Origin of the sequence: Uliginosibacterium sp. H1 (assembly GCF_036017065.1) — a bacterium.
Lineage (GTDB): Bacteria > Pseudomonadota > Gammaproteobacteria > Burkholderiales > Rhodocyclaceae > Uliginosibacterium.
Map to the genome: position 1 here is coordinate 484,280 of NZ_JAYXHR010000002.1, position 20,920 is coordinate 505,199.

Here is a 20,920-nt window from a genome sequence, read left to right on the forward strand (position 1 = left end):
GCGCGAACACCGCGCGTCCGTCCGCAGCATGAACGGCGACCAGACCCGCGACGCACCGGCAGCGTCCGCCCACCTCCGGCTGCGCGGCGTCCTCGCGCCCGGCTGGCGCCCCCAGCCGCGGCAGGTCTTCGCCAGCCTGTGCGTATTGCTCGCCGTGCTGGCGCTGGCCTCGGCGGCCAGCGGCGCGCTGCACATCCCGCTGTCACGCTTCGCGCTGCTGTGGCAGGCGCCGACGGACCCGACGGACATCTTCTGGCGCAACGTGCTGCTGGAAGTGCGGCTGCCGCGCGTCCTGTTTGCCATTGTCATCGGTGCCGGCCTGGCCGTGTCCGGCGCGGTGATGCAGGCGCTGTTCCGCAATCCGCTGGCGGAGCCCAGCCTCATCGGCGTGTCGCTGGGCGGCGCGCTGGGCGCGGTGGCCGCCATCGTGCTGGGTGCCGGTTCGCTGGCGATCATTGCCGGCGCCGCGTTCGTCGGCAGCCTGGCGGCCACGGCGGCGGCCTATCGCCTGGGCAGCCTGCAACCGGGCGTGGCCAACCTGCTGCTCGCCGGCATCGCCATCAATGCCATCTGCGCCAGCTTCATCGGCCTGTTCACCTGGCAGGCCACCGACGTGCAGCTGCGCAACCTGACGTTCTGGAACATGGGCAGCCTGGCGGGTGCCAGCTGGAGCATGCTGGCCTGGCTGACGCCCTGGGTGTTGCTGATGAGCGTGCTGCTGATCCGCGACTGGCGCGCGATGAACGCCCTGCTGCTGGGTGAGCGCGAGGCCCAGCATCTCGGCTTCGCGCTGCACCGCCTGCGGCGCCGGCTCATCGTCGTCACCGCCCTGCTGGTCGGTCCGCTGGTGGCGGTCGCCGGCACCATCAGCTTCGTCGGCCTGGTGGTGCCGCACCTGGTGCGCATCCCGCTCGGCGCCGACCACCGCTGGCTGCTGCCCAACACGCTGGTCGCGGGCGCCATCGCGCTGACGCTGGCCGACTGGCTGGCGCGCATCGCGGTGAGCCCGGCCGAACTGCCCATCGGCATCGTGACCGCCCTGGTCGGCGGACCCTTCCTGCTGTGGATGCTCACGCGGAGGCGGCCCTGATGCTGCGGGCGAAGGACCTGCATTGCGCGCGTGGCAACCGCGTCGTGCTGCGCGGCCTGACGCTCGACCTTCCGGCGGGACGGGTCGTCGGCGTGCTGGGTGCCAACGGGGCGGGCAAGACCTCGCTGCTCACCACCCTGGCAGGCGAACTGCCGACGCATGCCGGCGAGGTAGCGCTCGGCGACCGTCCGCTGACGGCCTGGACGATGGGCGGACTGGCACGCCAGCGGGCGGTGCTGCCGCAGTCGCCATCGCTGTCCTTCGACCTGTCGGTAGGCGAAGTCGTGGCGATGGGGGCCTACCCCTTCGGCGAGCTGCCGGCTGCGGACCGCGACGCGCTGGTGACGCGTGCGCTGGCGCTGGCCGACGTGGCCGGACTGGCGGCGCGCCGCTACCTCACGCTGTCCGGCGGCGAGCAGCAGCGCGTGCACTTCGCCCGCGTGGCGGTGCAGACCCTCGCCGCGCGCCAGCCCGGCGAGTACCGCGTGCTGATGCTCGACGAACCCACCGCCAGCCTGGACCCCCGGCACCAGATCCTGCTGCTGCAAGGGGTACGGCACCTCGCGCGGGAGGAGGGCATAGCGGCCCTGCTGGTGCTGCACGACGTGAACCTCGCCGCGCAGTGGTGCGACGAGATCGTGCTGCTGGCCGGCGGGCAGTGCCTGGCGCGCGGCGCCCCGCGCGAGGTACTCACCGCCGCCACCCTGATGAGCACCTACGGCCTGCCGGCCTTCGTCATGGACCACCCGGCGCAACCCGGCACGCCCCTCGTGCTGTTCGCACCGGCTGCAGGCTGACCGCTGCGTCGTACTGGTCTGGCAGGGGCCGGCTGATCCGGCTAGCCTGACAGGTACATACCCGGCCGCGAGAGGGCGAAGCTCATGGACACACTGGCATTGCTGCGGACTGCGCTGTGCGCAGCCTGCCTGCCCCTGGCGACAGCGGCAGCCGAGAGCGGGCGCGACGGCGCGGTACAGGTGCGCTACGAACAGCCGGAGGGCTTCACCGAGAGCCGCCGCAGCTTCGAAAGCGAACGCCAGCGCTCGGGCTGGCTCACGGAGCTGGCGCGGCATGTGGAGAAGCGGGCGGCGGTCCGGCTGGCCGACGGACAGCGCCTGGAGATCACCGTGACCGACATCGACCGTGCCGGCGAGACGGAGCTGTGGCGCGGCGGGGCGCAGGCGTCGGATCTGCGCATCGTGCGCGACCTGTATCCGCCGCGCATCGATCTGCATTTCGTCCTGCGCGATGCGCAGGGCGGCGTTCTGCGGCAGGGCGAACGCCGGCTGCGCGACATCGATTTCATGTCGCGGCCGGGCCGCCTGCGCGACGACGACCGCCTGCGCTACGAGAAGGCCCTGCTGGACGACTGGCTGGACAGGGAATTCGGCCGCGCCGGCTGACCTCGGCGCACCGGCGACCGGCTTCAAGGCCGGTTGTGCGCCGCCGCTTGGCGAATTTGTATGACTGGCTTACAAATACAGGGTGGCACCTGCGCGCGTGCCGCCCGGAGACGGGCTTCCGGCACGCCGCGCACTACAACGACAAAGACAGGAGACAACCATGAAGACCAGCACCATCCTGCTGGGCGTGCTCGCGGCCGTGTCCGCCAGCAGCGCCTTCGCAGCCAACCGGCCCAAGGGCTGGGTCACCATCTGCAAGGAAGGCGCCAGCTGCTCGGTGGCCGCCAACACCCAGGTGGCCTTCGGTCGTAACGACCAGTTCTTCTACAAGACGCTGAGCGGCAGCTTCACCTGCAACGAAGCCACCTTCGGCGGCAAGGTGGCCGGTGGCAACAACGAGTGCTCGGTCGCCAGCGGCAGCGGTTCGTCGAGCTCCTCTTCGAGTTCGTCTTCATCCAGCTCCTCGTCGAGCAGCTCCAGTTCGAGCAGTTCGTCGTCCAGTTCATCGAGCTCGTCTTCCAGCTCGTCGTCCTCGTCCTCCAGTTCCTCGTCAGGCACCGGCAGCTCGTCGAGCAGTTCCTCCAGCAGCTCGTCGTCGAGCTCCTCCAGCTCCAGTTCGTCCTCGGGTGGCAGCCCTTGGGTGACCGGCTGCGGCACCGAGACCAGCAACCTCACCGCGTCGAAGGTGTACTACGTGACGCCGACGGCTGCGAGCAACGGCGCCGGCACCAGCTTCTCGGCGCCGATGAGCTTCAACGCCGCGCTGTCCGCCGTCACCGCGGGCCAGATGATCCTGCTGCAACCGGGCAAGTATTCGATCCCCTACAGCGCGGGTGCGAAGAACACCATCACCCTGTCGAAGTCCGGCAGCGCCAGCGCCAAGATCTACATGGTGGCCGCCAACTGCGGCAAGGCCGTCATCGACTTCCAGTTCCCGGCCAACACCTGGGTGCAGGACTCCTACGGCTTCTACCTGACCGGCAGCTACTGGTACTTCAAGGGCATCGACGTGACCCGCGCCGGCTACCAGGGCGCCTACGTCACCGGCAAGTACAACACCTTCGAGAACGCCGCCTTCTATGACAACCGCAACAGCGGTCTGGAGATCAACAAGGGCGGCGCCTACACGACGGTGATCAACACCGACGCCTACCGCAACTACGACCCGAAGAAGCTGGGCAGCATGGCCGACGGCTTCGCGCCGAAGCAGACGCAGGGCCCGGGCAACCGCTTCATCGGCTGCCGCGCGTGGGAGAACTCGGATGACGGCTTCGACACCTTCGACAGCCCCGAGGCGGTGATCATCGAAGACAGCTGGGCCTTCCGCAACGGCGTGGACGTGTGGGGCTACGGCGGCTTCACCGGCAACGGCAACGGCTTCAAGCTGGGGGGTAACGGTGCCGTGCAGCGCAACGTCATCCGCAACTCGGTCGCGTTCGGTCACCCCAACAAGGGCTTCGACCAGAACAACAATGCCGGCGGCGTGACGCTGTACAACAACACCGGCTACCAGAACAGGCTGAACTTCAGCTGGGGCGGCACGCTGACCTCGGGCGAGAAGAACACCCTGCGCAACAACGCCTCGCTGGCCGGCAGCACCGCCGACGTGATCGCCAATTCCAACCATTCGCACAACACCTGGAACGGCATCAGCACCGGCAGCGGCGACTTCCTGAGCCTGGACACCAACCTGGCCCGTCAGGCCCGCAATCCCGACGGCACCCTGCCGTACAACGGCCTGTTCCGCCTGGCCCCGGGCAGCCGCCTGATCAACGCCGGCACCAACGTCGGCCAGCCCTTCCTGGGCTCGGCGCCGGACCTGGGCGCCTTCGAGCGGGAGTAAGACCGGGCCCGCGGGGCACAGCAGCGTCCCGCCATCGCCTGCAAACGCACGCCGTGACCCGGCGTGCGTTTTTCTTTTGCCCGGCGCATCCGGGACCGGCTCGCACATCCCCCACATCACCGTTAAGATACGTTAAGATGCGATTCATTCTCATTTGCGATTCAGGGCGTGCCGCGGGCTCGGTCTTGACGGGGGAACGCCATGGCGGCCGGCGAGCTTGTCTTTCACAACGAAGTCCATGCGCTGTACAGCGACCATCACGGCTGGCTGTACGGCTGGCTGCGCCGCAAGCTGGGCTGCCCGCACCGCGCGGCCGACGTGGCGCAGAACACCTTCATGCGGGTGCTGTCGGCGCGTGACGCCTTGTGCGGCGTCGAGCAGCCGCGCGCCTGGCTCACCACCACCGCCACGCGCCTGATCGTCGATGAAGAGCGGCGCCGGCGCATCGAGCAGGCCTACCTCGCCGAGCTCGCCCTGTGGGCGCAGGATAGCGACGGCTACCCTTCGCCGGAACAGACCCTGGTGGCGCTGCAGGCGCTGGAGCAGCTGAGCGCCGTGCTGCAGGCGGTGTCGACCAACGCCCGCCTTGCCTTCGTCCGCCATTACCTGGACGGCGAAACCCACGCCACCGTGGCCGCCGAGCTGGGCGTCTCCACGAAGATGGTGCAGAAGTACCTCGCCCAGGTGCTGCTGCAATGCCGGTGCGTGGAGCAATGATCGCCACGCGGCCCGGCAAGACACGCGGTGCCACGCCGCGTCACGCGGCCTGAGCCCCGACCCATTCGTCATGTCCGGCCACCCGCCCGCCTCCCGCCACGACGACGACATCGCGCAGTGCGCTGCCGACTGGATCGTGCACCTGTCCTCCGACGACCCTGCCGAACGCGACGCCGCGCGCGCCGGCTTCGAAGCCTGGAAGCGTGCCGACCCACGGCATGCGGCGGCCGCTGCCGGCATGGAGCGCTTCGTCGACCAGGCCCGCAGCCTGCGCAGGAATGCGCCTGCCGATCCGGCGGAGGCCGACGCCAGCGCGGCACGCGCTGCGCTCGACACCGTGCTGGACGCCGGTGCCCGGCGTTCGCGCGAGCTGGCGCGGACCCGGCGCATCACCGGCCTGCTGGGCTTCCTCGTCGTACTGGTGGCCGCCGCGGCGCTGACGCTGCATGCCGTCCCGCCGGCCGCGCTGTTGTCCGGCCTGCTGGCCGATGCGCGCACCGCCACCGGTGAGCAGCGCAGCCAGGTGCTGGCCGATGGCACGCGCCTGACACTGGGCAGCGCCAGCGCGGTGGACTTCAGCTTCTCGCCCGGGCTGCGGCAGGTCACCTTGCTGAAGGGCGAGATCCTCGTCCAGGTGGCCAGCGACCCCTCCCGCCCCTTCGTGGTGGACACCGCCGACGGCCGCATCCGTGCGCTCGGCACGCGCTTCATCGTGCGGCGCGAGGCCGGCTGGACCCGGCTGACGATGCTGGAGTCGCGCACCGCCGCCAGTGCAAGCGGAGGCGATCCGTCCGGGATCACGGTCACCGCCGGACAGCAGGCGCGCCTGTCGGCGAGCGGCGTGGAACTGCTGGATGCCATCAACCCCGGCCTGACCGAGGACGCCTTCCTGCGCCAGCGCCTGCTGGTGCAGGGACGCACGCTGCCCGAGGTGCTGGACGAGCTGGCGCGGCATCGCAGCGGCCTCATCCGCTATGACCGCGCGCAGATCGAAGGCATCCGCGTGTCCGCGGTGCTGCCGCTGGACGACACCGATCGCGCCCTGCAGCTGCTGGTCACCAGCTTCCCGCAACTGCGGGTGCGCAGCCTCACCCCCTGGCTGGTGCTGGTCGATTCGACGGAGTGAGGCCAGCGCCCGGAAAGACTTCGGGCGGCTGGTTCCACTTTCCGGTTCTCGTACGTCAACGCCAGTGAAGACGATGAAACCGGGTCCGCGGCCAGCCTCGTCGGTGGCCTCACGGCGACCCGCAGGCGTGCCGCACGCATGACGCGCCTCGACGGCCTCACCACCGGTTCCGGTTCTCGTCACAGGGCCCGCAAGCCCTCGCTTGCGGGTTCGATCCGTCATTCGTCTACAGGAACCGATTCATGAACACGTGCTTCCGCAAGGCTGCCTTGCAACACACCGTCCGCCCCGTCGCCATGGCGGTCCATATGGCCTGCGTGGCACTGGCTGCCGGCTGGGCCCTCGCACCCGCCGGCGCCTACGCACAGGCCGCCAGCCCAACCGCCGTGGTGAACGCCGACGTGCCGGCAGGCCCGCTGGCCGATGCGCTGAACCGCTTCGCCCTGCAGGCCGGCGTCGCCATCGTGGTGGATGCCGAGAAGGTGAAGGGCAAGACCTCGCCCGGCCTGAAGGGCTCGGTGTCGGTGGAGGAAGGTTTCCGCCAGTTGCTGGCAGGCAGTGGCTACCAGCTGGGTCGCACCGCGGCCGGCTACGTGCTGGTGGCACCGTCCGCCGGCGCGACGGCGACGCCCGGCGCGGCCACGGCGGCCAACAACCTGCCGCTGGTCACGGTCACCGCATCGGCCGAATCCCTCACCGAAGGCACCGGTTCCTTCACCACTGCCGGCCCGGTCAACGCCGCCACCGGCATGGACCTGACGCTGCGCGAGACGCCGCAGTCCGTCACCGTCATCACCTCCGAGCGCATCGAGCAGCAGGGCCTGAAGTCGCTGGTGGAGGTGGCCAACCAGGTGCCGGGCGTCTTCTACGCCGGCAGCGGCACCCCGGTCGGCGGCCGCACCGAGATCTACGCCCGCGGCTTCAACATCGACAGCTACATGATCGACGGCGTGAACGTGCCCTGGGAGGCGCTGGGCGAGTCGGAACGCTACGGCCAGTCCACGCTGGACACCGCCATCTACGACTCGGTGACGGTGGTGCGCGGCGCAACCGGCCTGCTGTCCGGCGCGGGCGACCCCAGCGCGGCCATCAACCTGACGCGCAAGCGGCCCACCTCCACCTTCCACGGCTCGGTGGAAGGCACGCTGGGCAGCTGGAACCAGCGCCGCGCGGTGGTGGATGCCGGCGGCCCGCTCAACACCGCAGGCAATGTGCGCGGCCGCGCGGTGGCGGCGTACGACCAGGGCGACACCTGGGTGGACAACTACGACTACCAGCGCGGCATCGTGTACGGCGTGCTGGATGTCGACCTCACCCCCGCCACGCTGCTGAGCCTGTCGCTGGAACACGGGCGCAACGAAAGCACCGGCGCGCCCTGGGCCTCGGCCTACGGCATCCCCCTGCTGTACAGCGACAACCGCACCTACACCCAGGCCACCCGCAACACCACGGCGGCGCCGCACTGGGCCTACCTGGACACCGACCGGACCACCGTCAGCACGTCGCTGAAGCATCGCTTCAGTGACGACTGGTCGGCCGCCGTGACCTACATCCACAGCGAGTTCAACTCCGACATGCGACGCGGCATGGTGAACTCGATTCCCATCAGCGGCGCGGCCTCCACGGTGCGCGTGCTCGATCTGGACATGGGCAATTCGGTGGATGCCTTCGATCTGCGCATCGACGGCAAGTACGACCTGTGGGGACGCAAGCACGAGGTGGTGGCGGGCTTCAACGCCTCCGATGCCACGCAGGTGTACTCCCGTTCGGTCTACACCGTGATCCCCGGCGCCGCGCAATGGACGGGCAGCCAGCTGGTCTACCGTGATCTCGACTGGGCCAACCTGCCGGACGACTATCCGACGCGCGACAACGTCACCCAGCAGGGCATCTACGCCGCCACCCGCCTGCGCCCCACCGACTTCCTGTCGGTCATCGCCGGCGGCCGCGTCAGCTCGTGGAAGACACGCTACGTCGAGTTGCAGGCCCCCTACGCGGTGATCGACGAGCGCAGCTACAGCAATGAGGTGGCGCCCTATGTCGGTGTCGTGGTGGATCTCAGCCAGTCGCTGTCGGCCTACGCCAGCTACACCGAGATCTTCAAGCCGCAGACCACCCGCGACATCAACGGCAACCTGCTCGACCCCGAGCAGGGCAAGAACTACGAGCTGGGCCTGAAGGGCGCGTGGTTCAACGGCCGCCTCAACGCCGCCGTGGCGGTGTTCGAGACGCGCAAGGACAACCTGGCGGTGCGCGACGGCAACAACTTCACGCCCACCGGCGACCCGGCCTACCGCGCCGAGAGCGAGACGGAAGGGCGCGGCTGGGAGCTGGAAGTCGCCGGCCAGCTCATGCCCGGCTGGCAGCTGCAGGGCGGCTACTCGCAGTTCTCCATCAAGGATGCCAAAGGCGAGCGCCTCAACACTTCGCGGCCCAAGCAGCAGTTCAAGCTCTACACCAGCTATACCCCTGGCATGCTGCCGGCGCTCACCGTGGGCGGCGGCATGCGCTGGCAGAGCGAGACCTGGGGCGAGGGCTCCACGGGCTTCCTGCGCGAGGCCTACACCATCGACAGCTACACCGTGTTCGACCTGAGCGCGCGCTACGAACTGAACAAGCGCCTGTCGGTCTCAGCGAACCTGAACAACGTGTTCAACAAGTCGTACCGCATCAGCTACTACGACCACTCCTACGGCGCCGAGCGCAATGTCACCGCAACACTGAAGTACCAGTTCTGAGGAAGCACCATGCATCAACTGCCACGACGACTCACTCTTTCCATCACCGTCGCACTCGCCGCGCTGTCCGGCGCGGGCGCTGCGCTGGCCGACACCGCGGCGATGCCCAGCTTCGCCACCAGCGGCGCCGGCTGCGACACCATCGCCCTCTACGACCCGGCGTGGGCCAGCTACGGCGACAACTTCGGCCAGGCCCTCACGCGGGGCAAGGACTACTTCATGTCCGGCTTCTACCAGCTCGCCGGCCGGGGCAACGAGATCTACGTCGCCTATGGCGGCGCCATGGCCAACAAGGACCGCCAGCAGGCCAAGGGCATCACCCCGGGTGCGCTGGTGGTGCTCGACGCCGACACCCTGGCGCACAAGCGCAACATCGCCCTGCCCTTCCTGCCGCACTCCGTCGCCTTGCAGGCCGGGCACGACCGCGCCATCGTGTCCTACACCCGGGCCGGAGCCTTCAGCCTGGTCGACCTGGCCAGCGGCACGCAACGCTGCTTCAGGCCGGACACTACCGCCGGCAAGGACACCTACCGCAACCGCTACGTGACGCCGGGCGATGACGGCAGCTTCTACGTCAGCTACTACTCCGGCTGGGGCGAAGGTGTCCGCTCCACCGTGGCGAAGTTCGGCGCGGACGCCCGGCCGGCACCCGGCTACACCCCCGCGGTCACCGAGCAGGGCATGGCGCTGCCCGCGTTCTTCCAGGACGGCCGCGTGTTCACCGGCGGCAAGGGCACGAAGACCGTCGACGGTCGTGACGGCCGCGTGCAGACCGTCCTGCCCGACCATGATGACTGGAGCATCTACACCTACGGCGACGGCCCGGGCCAGTCGGTGCTGGCCGCCAACTACCGCAACGACGGGACGCCCAACCTGCTGTTGATCGACCCGGCCGGCCGCAAGGCCAGCGCGCTGATGACCGGCTCCGGCGGGCTGGAGACCGCCTACGTGGCACAGGGCGCTCAGGCCTTCATCTCCAACTTCCATTCCGGCACCGTCACGGTCGCGGAACTGCCCGCCGACGGCGGCACGCTGGCGCCGGAGCGCTTCGTGAACATCGTGCTGGAAGGCATGCCTCAGGGCCTGTATGCGCGGCGCACCGACAAGGGCACCGAACTGTTCGTGACGCCCAAGTGGAAGGGTGACGTGGTGCAGAAGATCACCATCGCGGCCTCCGTGCGCGGCATCGCCGGCATCTCGCGACCGGGTGCCTGCAGCGTCATCCGCTTCGACATGGCCGATCGCTCGGTGTCGAAGCCGCAGGCCTGCAAGGTCCTCGACGCGCGCGCCAGCTACGGCCACGAACTGGCGCTGGCGAAGAAGACCCTGGGCAAGCTGAAGGCGGACCGGCAGGAGGTTCAGACCGAACTGCCCGCCGCCCGCGCCGCCCTGCACCGCGGCGAGTCCGGCAAGACTACGGAAGCCCTGAAGGCGGAAGTCGCCCGGCTGGAAAGCGAACTGGCCTACATCGACAAGACCACGACGGCCGTGGAACAGGGCCAGCAGAAGCTGCAGGCGCTGTCGGCAGCACGACGCTGACACCGCCCGCCGCCATGCCGGCCATTGCCGGCATGACCGGACCGGCCTGAAGCGCCACCCGTGTGTGAACAAAAAAACGCACGCCCTCACCGGCGTGCGTTTTTTCTTTCCGTCGCGGCGGTGGCACGTACAGCCACCGCGATGCGCCTCACTTCTTCAGCACGCTGATCGCGCCATCGTTCTCCAGGAAGGCGCACTTCAACTCGGACAGCGCGCAGTCGGCCTCCCGCAGCGCCTTCTCCAGGTCGCCACGGCTGACGTGGTTGGCGCGCATCACGTCGTCGAACACCACGCCGTCGCGCGCCACCAGCACCGGGGCGCCCTCGGTCAGCCGCTCCATGGTGCGGCTGCGCGCGGACGCGAACGCCAGCACGAGGTTGAGGACGATGAGCGTGGCCGCCGCGATCAGCCCGCCGGCCAGCGACTGGTCGCCGCCGGTCAAGGCGTTCGACACGCTCTCGCTGAGCAGCATCACCACCAGCAGGTCGAAGGGCGTGAACTGGCCGAGCGTGCGTTTGCCGGACAGGCGCACCATCACCAGCAGCAGTCCGTAGACGACGGTGGCGCGCAGCACGAACTCGTACCAGGGCAGTTGCATGTCGAGCATGGGGATCCTCCGCGCCGAGCATGTCGCCCCGGGGCCCGGCGGCGGAATCAGCGGCCGGCCCGTCCTGCTGTCGGCTGCCTCCGACATCGCCCGCCAGCCCGGGCCGCCTCTGCCCAAAGGCACAGACGGCGCGTGTCATCTGACACCTGCGTGTGGCCGGTGGTTACGGGACGGACATCTGGCCCGCCGAAGCTGCGCTCACCCTCTTCGACGGAGCGCCTGGCAGCCAGCCGGGCAGTGCGCATCAGCGCCGGTCGGCGAGGAATGCCTGTCCTGACCCGAGGGGATACGCCATGTTCGCCACTGCCATTGCACCCGTTGCACCCGTTTCACCCACTGCATCCACCATCGCCACCCGCGCTTCGACCACGGTCCTGGTGTCGCTGTCCTCGCCATTGCTGGCGTCGGGCGTCGCCTCCGTGCTGCAGGGCCAGCCCGGCCTGTTGGTACAACTCGGCGCGACACCCCCAGAGTCCCTGCAGGACGCGATCGCCGACATTGTCGTGACCGACTATGACGCCGGCCTGCTGATGATGGAGCGCCAGCGGCGCACGCACGGCGAGGGGCGCGGCGCCAGGGTCATGGTGCTGACCAGCCAGCACGGCGAACGCGCGATCCGCACGGCGCTGGACAAGGGCGTGCACGGCTACGGCCTGGTCGGTTGCTCCCGCCAGGAATTCGTCACCGGGGTGCACCGACTGCGCGATGGCGCGCGCTGGTTCTGCCCCAGCTCGGCGCGCTGCCTCGCCGAGAGCCTGGCGCACGAGAAGCTGACGCCACGCGAGCTGGACGTGCTGGGGCGGCTGGCCCACGGCGAGTCCAACAAGGACATCGCCCGCCGGCTGGGCGTCGCGCTCGGCACGGTGAAAGCCCACGTCAAGGCCATCCTCGAAAAGCTGCACGCCACCAGCCGCACCCAGGCGGTCGTCATCGCCGCGCGTCGCGGCCTGGTGACGCAGGACGCCCTGGCCTGAACGGCGGCCACCGCGGCGCGGCCGGCAGCGTCGCACGTCCGTCCGACCGCCCGCACCACATGCATACGGAATTTTCATCAGACGACCAGCAGGTCAGGGAATGCACATGGATCAAATGGACAAGCAGGTCGACCACGGACGGCGGGCGCTGCTCGCAGGATCGGCCGGCATCGTGGCGACGGCTTCGCTTCCACTCGCCGTAACGCTCGTCTCCTCGCTCACCTCCCCGTCTTCCACCGCGGCAACTCCGGCCGCATCCACCGCCGAAAGGAAAATCATGAGCTTCATCACCACGCAGGACGGTACCCAGATCTACTACAAGGACTGGGGCCCCAAGGACGGTCGCGTCGTCACCTTCAGCCACGGCTGGCCGCTGAGCGCCGACGCCTGGGAGGCGCAGATGTTCCACCTCGCCTCCAACGGCTTCCGCTGCATCGCGCATGACCGCCGTGGCCATGGCCGCTCCAGCCAGCCGTGGAACGGCAACGAGATGGACACCTATGCCGACGACCTCAACGCGCTGTTCACCCAGCTCGACATCAAGGGCGCCATGATGGTCGGCCACTCCACCGGTGGCGGTGAAGTCGCCCGCTACATCGGCCGCCACGGCAGCAAGCGCGTGTCCAAGGCGGTGCTGATGGGCGCCGTGCCACCCATCATGCTGAAGTCGCCCAACAACCCCGGCGGCCTGTCGATGGAAGTGTTCGACGGCTTCCGCAAGGCCTACCTCGCAGACCGCGCGCAGTTCTTCCTGGACGTCGCCAGCGGCCCCTTCTTCAACTTCAACCGCCCGGGTGCCAAGGTGTCGCAGGGCCTCATCCAGTTCTGGTACATGCAGGGCATGATGTCCGGCCACAAGAACGCCTACGACTGCATCAAGGCCTTCTCCGAGACGGACTTCACCGAGGACCTGAAGCGCTTCGACGTGCCGACGCTGATCATCCACGGCGACGACGACCAGATCGTGCCGATCCAGGGTTCCGCGCTGCTGTCGGCCAAGCTGGTGAAGGGCGCCGAACTGAAGATCTACAAGGGCGGCAGCCACAGCCTCGGCGACACCGCCAAGGAGCAGCTCAACGCCGACCTGCTGGCCTTCGCCCGGGGCTGACGCCCCGCCACCGCGCCTCCGGCGGAGGCGCGGCCCGCACACCCGGAGAACGCCATGCGACACCTTGTCACCTCGCTCGTCCTCGCCCTGGGCTGTAGCACGCTCGCCTCGCCGGGCAGGGCGGCAGAACCGAAGGGCCCGCAGCGGATCGCGGTGCACACCGCCGTGACCCTGCCTGCCGACGTGCGCCATCCCGAGGGGCTGGCCACCAACCCGGCGAACGGCGACCTGTACGTCGGCACCTTCGACGCGCGCGAGCCGGCGAGCGCACGCAACAACCAGGTGCTGCGCTACTCGGCGGCGGGCAAGCTGCTGGCCCGCTACGCCTTCGGCCCGCAGCCGCTGACCGGCCTCGCCTTCGCCGACGGCAAGCTGTACATCCTCAACTTCGGCGCGTCGAAGCTGCAGCGCCTGGACGCCGACTTCACGGAGCGCAGCAAGCTCGAGGACGTGGCGCAGTTCGGCGCGCTCGAACCGCCGGCGGTCAAGCCGCGCACGGTGGCCAATCCGGACGGCAGCGCCGACCAGGTGGTCTACGCCGCCAGCGGTTTTGCGGCCATCAACGGCATGGTGTTCGATACGGAGATGAACCTGTACGTCTCCGACTCCTTCCAGGGGGCGATCTACAGGATCGCGCGTGCGACCAGCTGTGCACCGTGCACGGTATCGGTCGTCTCGCGCGATCCGCTGCTCGCCACCGCGGGTTATCTGCCCTTCGGTGCCAACGGCCTAGCCTTCGGCAAGGCGCCGGGCGTGCTGTACGTATGCAATGCGGGTGACAACCGCCTGCTTCGCATGGACCTCGCCAGCGGACAGCTCACCGTGCTGGCGGAGAGCCTGCCGGGGGCGGACGGGCTGATGTTCCACGACGGCCTGCTGTGGATCGCGGCGAACCAGGCGGACGTCGTGCTCGGCCTGGACGAGAGCGGGCTGGTCCGCGTGCGCGCCGGCGAGTTCACCGGCATCGGCGCCGACGGCAGCCCGGGCGGCTTGCTGTTCCCGGCATCGACTGCCGTGTCGGGCCAGTACATGTTCGTCACCAACCTCGCGCTGCCGCTCACCGCCGCGGCGGGTGACGAGTGGGAGGAGCGCGTCGGCCGCTGGAACCTGGCGCGCTTCCGGCTGCCCTGAACCCGCCTTCGCTCAGCCTTTCAGGCTGGCGACCAGCTCCGCCGTGGTGAGAATGGCATGCGCATAGGTCGGGCCGTTGATGTCGTGCGCGGCGGTCATGGCCTGCGGGCTGAAGGCGGCCGTCGCGTCCCGCCAGGGTGACGTGGTAGCCCAGTTCGGAAGCGAACCTGGCGGTGGTCTCGATGCAGGTGTTGGCCAGCAGGCCGACCATGATCACCCGTGACACGCCGTGCTGTTTCAGCAGCAGGTCGAGGTCGGTGTTGGCAAAGCCACTGCCACCCCAGTGCTCCTTCACGATGACATCGCCCGGCTGTGGCCGGAAGTCGGGATGCCACTCGCCGCCCCAGCTGCCTTCGGCAAACACCTGGTGCTTGTGGGCACCCAGCGCATAGGGCGTGGGGTGACGCCAGCCTTGCAGGTCGTCCGGGCGGGCGCGGTGATGCGGCACGTAGAAGATGGGCAGGCCCGCCTGCCGTGCCCTCGCCACCACCGTGCGCATGTGGGCCACGGTGTTGACCGACTCCGCGACGGGCCGTGCCATCTCCGCGAGCTTGCCGCCCGCGCTCAGGAAGTCGTTGTACGGGTCCACGAGCAGCACTGCGGTCGTGGTGGAACTGTACTGGCTGGCGGTATCCATGGCTCTTCTCCCGGTGGAGCTGCGGTGATGCGCGCGGCGCGTGCCTAGCGCAGGAAGCGCAGCACGTCGTCGCCGAATTCGAGGGGGTACTGGAAGAGGAAGCCGTGGCCGGAATCGGGATAGACCTTCAGCCAGCCGTTCGGCAACTCCTGCGCCATGGCGAACGAGGCGTAGGTGGGCGCCATGATGTCGTGGCGCCCATTGGCGACCAGCACCGGCTGCTGGATCTCCTTCAACCGCTTCAGCAGCGTGGTGGCCGGGTCGTGCACCCCCATGGCCGACTTGAGTTGCGCCTGCCAGGCCGTGGCGTCCACCTGCCTGGCGAATGCGTCCTTGCGCTTCGTCAGCCGCGCGAGGTAGTCGCGGCCGGCGCGCTGGCTGCTGGCCGACGGCTCGAAGAACAGGAACAGGAAATCCTCGTCCACGTTCACCGCCTTGGTGGCCACGCCCCATACCTCGGCGCCGGCCGGTGTGTTCGCCGGCACCTCGCCCGGCACATGGCCCGGTGCGGAGCCGGCAATGACCGCGCGACGCACCGCCTGCGGATGATCCAGCAGGACCTGCAGGGCGACCGTTCCACCCATCGAGAAGCCGAGCAGGTCGAATTTCTCGATGCCCAGCTGCTTCGCCACCGCCACCGCGCTCGCCGCGAAGGTCTTCAGCGAATCCGGCGGCGTGCCTTGCGAACGGGCGAAACCGGGCTGGTCGAACAGGATGACGCGGCGCTCCGTGGCCAGCCTGTCGATCAGCGCCGGGTCCCAGTGGTCCATCGTCCCGCGGAAGCGGTTCAGCAGCAGCAGGGGCATGCCGCGCTGCGGCCCGATCTCGCGGTAGGCGATGGCGTTGCCCGCCACGTTGACGATGCGGGTCTCGGCGTCGAGGGTGCCCGTGCCATCCGCCGCCGTCACGGCTGCGCTGACGAGCAGGGTGGTCACCGAGGTCAGCAGGTGGCGGAGCCGCCGTGCCGGTTTGCGTGGCAGGGGTGAGCGAAGGGTGGTGGCAGGCATGAGGGACTCCATGACGAATGGAAGAGGGACGGACGCGTGAGGGCACGCGTTCGTACATGCTGCCCCAGGCCCGCGCGGCTGCCGCCTGTCGAACGGATCATTGCGCCTCGCTCTTACGACCAGTGCCACGCCCATGCCGGCAGCGATGGCCCGTGGTGATCCGATGCGAGCGGCGTCCATCCGGTAGCAGCCCGGTGGACGGCCCGCCGCGGGCCTACCCCTTCCGGATGATGGCAGCGCCCGGCCGCGCTCCTAAGCTGACTGCAAGCGGTACGTCCCGCAGTGGCGATGCCTCACGTACTAACCGCGGTATCCCCGCGGCGTCCCAACCCGCGCACCCCCGCGTTGCCGCGCGATGGCGCCCACGATGCGCAATGCGTGGGTGGCCGGGGCGTGCAGCCCCCGACCGGAGAGATGGCCATGCCGAACAGCCCCGCGCCCACGAAGACCCCCGTGGGCACTGCCACCGCCAGCAACGTCGCCACCCGCTTCGTAGACAGCGGCAACCGCCGCCTCGCCTACCGCAGGATCGGCCACGGCAAGCCTGTCCTGCTGTGCACCCGCTTCCGCGGCACGATGGACGTGTGGGACCCGGCCTTCCTCGACGCGCTGGCCGACGAAGGCTTCGAGGTCATCACCTTCGACTATGCCGGCCTCGGGCAATCCACCGGCGAGCGCACGCTGGACCCGGCGCAGCTGGCCATCGACGCGCGCGACCTCATGGAAGCGCTGGACCTGCGCGACGTCGCCATCGGCGGCTGGTCGCTGGGCGGCATGGTGGCGCAGATCGTCCTCGCGCGGTATCCGCAACGCATCAGCCACGCCGTGCTGATCGGCACCACGCCGCCCGGCCCCAACGTCAAGCCGGCCGAACAGCTCTTCTATGACACGGCGGTGATTCCCGAATACGGCCTCAAGGAAGAGACCATCCTCTTCTTTGAACCACGCTCGGCGGCCAGCCGCGCCGCCGCCGAACTGTCCGTCGCCCGCATCGCCGCGCGCCAGGGCGACCACAGCCCGCCGGTGCCGGCCGACTGGGCGGCGGAGAACCTCGGCAGCACGCCACGCAGCCCCCTGTTCCCCGCCGACGCCATCCTCGAAGCGCTGAAGCACACCCGCATCCCCGTGCTTCACGTCGGGGGCGACCACGACATCATCTTCCCGGTGGAGAACTGGTACGCCCTCAACCAGGCGCTGCCGACCCTGCAACTGGTGAGCTTCCCGCAGTCGGGACACGGCCCGCACCACCAGTACCCGGAGGCCGCCGCCGCACACATCGCCACCTTCCTTCGCCACACCCCACTGTCCTGAAGCGCCATCGAAAGGAACCACCATGTTCGGCCTGACCTCCATCGGCACCCTGCACACGGCCTTCGGCCTCGTCGCCCTCATCAGCGCCTTCACCATGCTGCTGCGCTACGGCGAGATCGCCACGCGGCGACCGCTCGCCACCGTGTACATCGTGTGCACCGCCATCACCTGCATCACCGGCTTCGGCATCTTCCAGCGCGGTGGCTTCAACATCGCCCATGCGCTGGGGGTCATGACGCTGATCGTGCTGGCCGCCGCGACGCTCGCCGGCCGGCGCCAGCTTTTCGGCGGCCTGTCGCCCTACGTGGAGACGCTGGGTTTCTCCACCACGGTGTTCTTCCACATGATTCCCGGCATCACCGAGACCTTCAGCCGTTTCCCGCGCAGCGGCCCGCTGTTCACCGGCCCGGAAGACCCGACGCTGGCCAGGGTGATCGGCGTGGTGTTCCTGGTCTACCTCGTCGGCGCGATCCTGCAGTTCCGCCGTCTGCGACAGGGGAACCAGGGTGTCGTCTCCAGCCTGGCCTGAAGCGCGCACGGCGCCCACAGCGCCCATTCCGTACCTCGCCACCGGACACGGCGGCGAGGGCAGCCTGGTCGACACCATCCTGGCCGTGCATGCGGAAGCGCTCGGGCCGGACATGCGGGGCTACCGCAACCACATCCACCGCGTGCTGGCCTTCTACCAGGCCCTGTCGCCCGACGGCGAGGCGCCACCGGCAGCGGTGCTCATCGCCGCCGCCTTCCACGACATCGGCATCTGGACGGACCAGACCTTCGACTACCTGGCGCCGTCCGCCGCGCGCGCACAGCACTACCTGCAACAGCATGGCCTGGCCGCGGAACTGGGCGCGCAGGTGCACGCGCTGATTGTCCACCACCACAAGCTGCGCCCCTTTGTCGACGACGCGCCCTGGGCCGCCAGCGTCGAGCGCTGGCGCCGGGCGGACCTCGTCGACCTGTCGCTGGGTCTGATCCGCAGCGGCCTGTCGCGCGCACAGGTAAGCGCGATCCGCGAGCGCTTTCCGGACGCCGGCTTCCATCGTCGCCTTGCGGTGCTGACGCTGCGCCAGTTCTGCCGCACACCCTGGCGTCCCCTGCCGATGCTGCGCTGGTAAGCGATGCCGGCAGCGGCTGGCGCGATGAACGAGACGAACTGCAGCGCCGGGTTGCGGCAACGCGGGCTGTAACAACGAGCGTTGTGGCAGCGAGAGTTTTAGCAACGACCTCGCAGCGCATAGCCCTTCCGGTCTAGACCCGCTCGCACCCTCCGGCAGATTCCGCCCGCGCGCCGCATTCCTATGCTCAAGGCGTCGACCGAGCGTCGATCCACAACGCCCAACGCCATTCCTTCACCGTGCAGAGGAGCCGCCATGAGCCGCCCCGCGATACCCGGTTACACCTACGGCAGCACGCAAGTTGCCAGGTCCCCGATGAGTGACGAGGACTTCGCCGTCCTCAAGCAGACCGTCCTGCTCGGCGACGCGGATCTCGCCGCGCTGCGCCAGACCGGCGAGGTGCTGGCCGACCAGGTCGAGGCCATCCTCGACGTGTGGTACGGCTTCGTCGGCGCCCACCCGCACCTGGTGCACTATTTCAGCGGTGCCGACGGCCAGCCGGACCCGGCCTACCTGGCCGGCGTGCGCCGCCGCTTCGGTCAGTGGATCGTCGACACCTGCGCCGCCCGCTACGACCGCGACTGGCTGGACTACCAGTACGAGATCGGCCTGCGCCACACCAGCGCGAAGAAGGGCAAGACCGATGGCGTGGCATCTGCGGCATCGTCCATCCACCTGCGCTACCTGATCGCCTTCATCGTGCCGATCACCGCCACCATCAAACCCTTCCTCGCGAAGAAGGGTCACAGCCCCGAGCAGGTGGAGGCCATGCACACGGCATGGTTCAAGTCCATCACCCTGCAGGTCACGCTGTGGAGCGAACCCTACGTCGCCCCGTCGACGTTCTGAGCCTCGTCGCCCCGTCGAAGTCCTGAATCACATTCCGCTAACGGAGTCATCCCTCATGGCAAGCAAGATTTCCCACGCCACCGGCGCACCGGTGGTCGACAACCAGAACATCATGACCGCCGGGCCGCGCGGGCCCGCCTTGCTGCAGGACATCTGGCTCATCGAGAAGCTGGCCCACTTCGACCGCGAGGTGATTCCGGAGCGGCGCATGCACGCCAAGGGCTCCGGCGCCTACGGCCGCTTCACCGTTACGCAGGACATCAGCCGCTACAGCAGCGCGAAACTGTTCTCGCAGATCGGCAAGCAGACCGACGTGTTCGTGCGCTTCTCCACCGTCGCCGGCGAGCGCGGCGCGGCGGATGCCGAACGCGACATCCGTGGCTTCGCCGTGAAGTTCTACACCGAGGAGGGCAACTGGGATCTCGTCGGCAACAACACCCCGGTGTTCTTCATGCGCGACCCGTTGCGCTTCCCCGACCTCAACCACGCCGTCAAACGCGACCCGCGCAGCAACCTGCGCAGCGCACAGAACAACTGGGACTTCTGGACCCTGCTGCCGGAGGCCCTGCACCAGGTCACCATCGTGATGAGCGACCGCGGCTTGCCGGACGGCTACCGCTTCATGCACGGCTTCGGCAGCCACACCTTCAGCCTCATCAACGCCGCCAGCGAACGGCACTGGGTGAAGTTCACGCTGAAGTGCCGCCAGGGCATCCGCAACCTCAGCGACAGCGAGGCCGCCACCATCGTCGCCAGCGACCGCGAAAGCGCCCAGCGTGACCTGTTCGGTGCCATCGAGCGCGGTGAATTCCCGGCCTGGACGCTGTACATCCAGGTGCTGAGCGAAGCGCAGGCGAAGGCGCTGCCCTACAACCCCTTCGATCTCACCAAGGTGTGGCTGCACAAGGACGCCCCGCTGATCGAAGTCGGCGTCATGGAGCTGAACCGCAACCCCGACAACTACTTCGCCGAAGTGGAGCAGGCCGCCTTCTCGCCCGCCAACATCGTGCCGGGCATCGGCTTCTCGCCGGACAAGATGCTGCAGGCCCGCCTGTTCAGCTACGGCGACACGCAGCGCTACCGCCTGGGCGTGAACTTCAACCAGATCCCGGTCAATGCACCACGCTGCCCCTTCCACAGCTACCACCGCGACGGCGCCATGCGCGTGGACGCGAATGCCGGCGCGCTGCCCGCCATCGTGCCCAACAGCCGCGGCGAGTGGCAGGACCACCCGGAACTCGCCGAGCCGCCCCTGGCCATCGAGGGCGCCGCCGACCACTGGGACCACCGCGCCGACGAGGACTACTTCACCCAGCCCGGCCTGCTCTTCCGCCTCATGTCCGACGCCCAGCGCCAGGCCCTGTTCGACAACACTGCCCGCGCGCTGGGGGATGCGTCCGCCGAGGTGAAGTCGCGGCACGTCGCCAACTGCAGCAAGGCCGATCCGGCTTATGGCGAAGGGGTGAAGCAGGCGTTGATGCGGCTGGAGTGAAGGACTCACCGGTCTGTCTCGACAAGAGAAGGGGCTGCGCAATGCGCAGCCCCTTCTGCATTCTTGCCGTGTCAGCCACCGCCAGTTCTCAAGTCCCGAGCGTGTGGCTCTTGCGCAGTGCGCCCTCCAACCGACAGGTCTTCGGCCAAAGCAGCCTTTCGCGACATCAGAATGCCTGTCTGCCTGGTGGTTGAAAGCGGCTTGCGCGGCCAGAACCGCCGGGCCAGGTA

Annotated in this window: 19 protein-coding genes; 16 read left to right on the forward strand and 3 right to left on the reverse strand. The window is 68.9% G+C overall.

Features of this window, described 5'->3' with window-relative positions:
- The first annotated feature begins 28 nt into the window (after positions 1-28).
- From VVD47_RS11830 to VVD47_RS11865, 8 genes are all read left to right on the forward strand, one after another.
- Entirely contained in the window at positions 29-1,090 is a 1,062-nt protein-coding gene (locus tag VVD47_RS11830; protein ID WP_327603668.1) for a FecCD family ABC transporter permease, read from the forward strand.
- Positions 1,090-1,887 (forward strand): heme ABC transporter ATP-binding protein, encoded by a 798-nt coding sequence (locus VVD47_RS11835; RefSeq protein ID WP_327603669.1) that lies wholly within the window; start codon positions 1,090-1,092, stop codon positions 1,885-1,887. The genes VVD47_RS11830 and VVD47_RS11835 overlap by 1 nt, the downstream gene beginning before the upstream one ends.
- Positions 1,888-1,971: 84 nt before the next feature.
- Positions 1,972-2,493, forward strand: a complete 522-nt coding sequence (locus VVD47_RS11840; RefSeq protein WP_327603670.1) for a DUF3016 domain-containing protein — start codon at positions 1,972-1,974, stop codon at positions 2,491-2,493.
- A 160-nt stretch (positions 2,494-2,653) separates the two neighbouring features.
- The gene (locus VVD47_RS11845) at positions 2,654-4,336 is read left to right on the forward strand and encodes a right-handed parallel beta-helix repeat-containing protein (protein WP_327603671.1); all 1,683 of its coding nucleotides are present in this window, start codon (positions 2,654-2,656) and stop codon (positions 4,334-4,336) included.
- A 201-nt stretch (positions 4,337-4,537) separates the two neighbouring features.
- A complete protein-coding gene (locus VVD47_RS11850) occupies positions 4,538-5,053 on the forward strand; it encodes a sigma-70 family RNA polymerase sigma factor (RefSeq protein ID WP_327603672.1) in 516 nt (171 codons plus the stop codon).
- A gap of 70 nt (positions 5,054-5,123) precedes the next feature.
- Positions 5,124-6,179, forward strand: coding sequence for a FecR family protein (locus tag VVD47_RS11855; RefSeq protein ID WP_327603673.1), 1,056 nt, complete (start codon positions 5,124-5,126; stop codon positions 6,177-6,179).
- A 242-nt stretch (positions 6,180-6,421) separates the two neighbouring features.
- Positions 6,422-8,917 carry a TonB-dependent siderophore receptor gene (locus tag VVD47_RS11860; protein ID WP_327603674.1) on the forward strand — a complete coding sequence of 832 codons (2,496 nt, stop codon included), beginning with the start codon at positions 6,422-6,424 and terminating at the stop codon, positions 8,915-8,917.
- A 9-nt stretch (positions 8,918-8,926) separates the two neighbouring features.
- A complete protein-coding gene (locus VVD47_RS11865) occupies positions 8,927-10,456 on the forward strand; it encodes a hypothetical protein (RefSeq protein ID WP_327603675.1) in 1,530 nt (509 codons plus the stop codon).
- Positions 10,457-10,604: 148 nt separating this feature from the next.
- On the opposite strand, the gene VVD47_RS11870 is transcribed toward VVD47_RS11865, so the two are convergent.
- On the reverse strand, positions 10,605-11,063 hold the full coding sequence (locus VVD47_RS11870) for a DUF421 domain-containing protein (RefSeq protein WP_327603676.1): 459 nt from the start codon (positions 11,061-11,063) through the stop codon (positions 10,605-10,607).
- A gap of 293 nt (positions 11,064-11,356) precedes the next feature.
- On the opposite strand from VVD47_RS11870, the gene VVD47_RS11875 reads away from it, so the two are divergent.
- The 3 genes from VVD47_RS11875 to VVD47_RS11885 all read left to right on the forward strand — a co-directional run bounded on the left by VVD47_RS11875 (position 11,357) and on the right by VVD47_RS11885 (position 14,276).
- A complete protein-coding gene (locus tag VVD47_RS11875) occupies positions 11,357-12,037 on the forward strand; it encodes a response regulator transcription factor (RefSeq protein ID WP_327603677.1) in 681 nt (226 codons plus the stop codon).
- A gap of 277 nt (positions 12,038-12,314) precedes the next feature.
- On the forward strand, positions 12,315-13,145 hold the full coding sequence (locus tag VVD47_RS11880; protein ID WP_327603678.1) for an alpha/beta fold hydrolase: 831 nt from the start codon (positions 12,315-12,317) through the stop codon (positions 13,143-13,145).
- 54 nt (positions 13,146-13,199) lie between these two features.
- Entirely contained in the window at positions 13,200-14,276 is a 1,077-nt protein-coding gene (locus VVD47_RS11885; protein WP_327603679.1) for an SMP-30/gluconolactonase/LRE family protein, read from the forward strand.
- On the opposite strand, the gene VVD47_RS11890 is transcribed toward VVD47_RS11885, so the two are convergent.
- Entirely contained in the window at positions 14,203-14,913 is a 711-nt protein-coding gene (locus VVD47_RS11890; RefSeq protein WP_327603680.1) for an isochorismatase family cysteine hydrolase, read from the reverse strand. The two genes, VVD47_RS11885 and VVD47_RS11890, sit on opposite strands and share 74 nt — an antisense overlap.
- Positions 14,914-14,957: 44 nt before the next feature.
- Positions 14,958-15,920, reverse strand: coding sequence for an alpha/beta fold hydrolase (locus tag VVD47_RS11895; RefSeq protein ID WP_327603681.1), 963 nt, complete (start codon positions 15,918-15,920; stop codon positions 14,958-14,960).
- A 420-nt stretch (positions 15,921-16,340) separates the two neighbouring features.
- Between VVD47_RS11895 and VVD47_RS11900 the strand changes: the two genes are divergently transcribed.
- The 5 genes from VVD47_RS11900 (at position 16,341) to VVD47_RS11920 (ending at position 20,690) form a co-directional block, all read left to right on the forward strand.
- Positions 16,341-17,231 carry an alpha/beta fold hydrolase gene (locus VVD47_RS11900; RefSeq protein ID WP_327603682.1) on the forward strand — a complete coding sequence of 297 codons (891 nt, stop codon included), beginning with the start codon at positions 16,341-16,343 and terminating at the stop codon, positions 17,229-17,231.
- 22 nt (positions 17,232-17,253) lie between these two features.
- The gene (locus VVD47_RS11905) at positions 17,254-17,760 is read left to right on the forward strand and encodes a hypothetical protein (protein ID WP_327603683.1); all 507 of its coding nucleotides are present in this window, start codon (positions 17,254-17,256) and stop codon (positions 17,758-17,760) included.
- Positions 17,738-18,349 carry a hypothetical protein gene (locus VVD47_RS11910; protein ID WP_327603684.1) on the forward strand — a complete coding sequence of 204 codons (612 nt, stop codon included), beginning with the start codon at positions 17,738-17,740 and terminating at the stop codon, positions 18,347-18,349. Before VVD47_RS11905 ends, VVD47_RS11910 begins: the two co-directional genes overlap by 23 nt.
- 255 nt (positions 18,350-18,604) lie before the next feature.
- Complete coding sequence (locus VVD47_RS11915) at positions 18,605-19,198, forward strand: protoglobin domain-containing protein (protein ID WP_327603685.1); 594 nt, start codon at positions 18,605-18,607, stop codon at positions 19,196-19,198.
- Between the two features lie 55 nt (positions 19,199-19,253).
- The gene (locus VVD47_RS11920; protein ID WP_327603686.1) at positions 19,254-20,690 is read left to right on the forward strand and encodes a catalase; all 1,437 of its coding nucleotides are present in this window, start codon (positions 19,254-19,256) and stop codon (positions 20,688-20,690) included.
- Positions 20,691-20,920 lie beyond the last annotated feature (230 nt).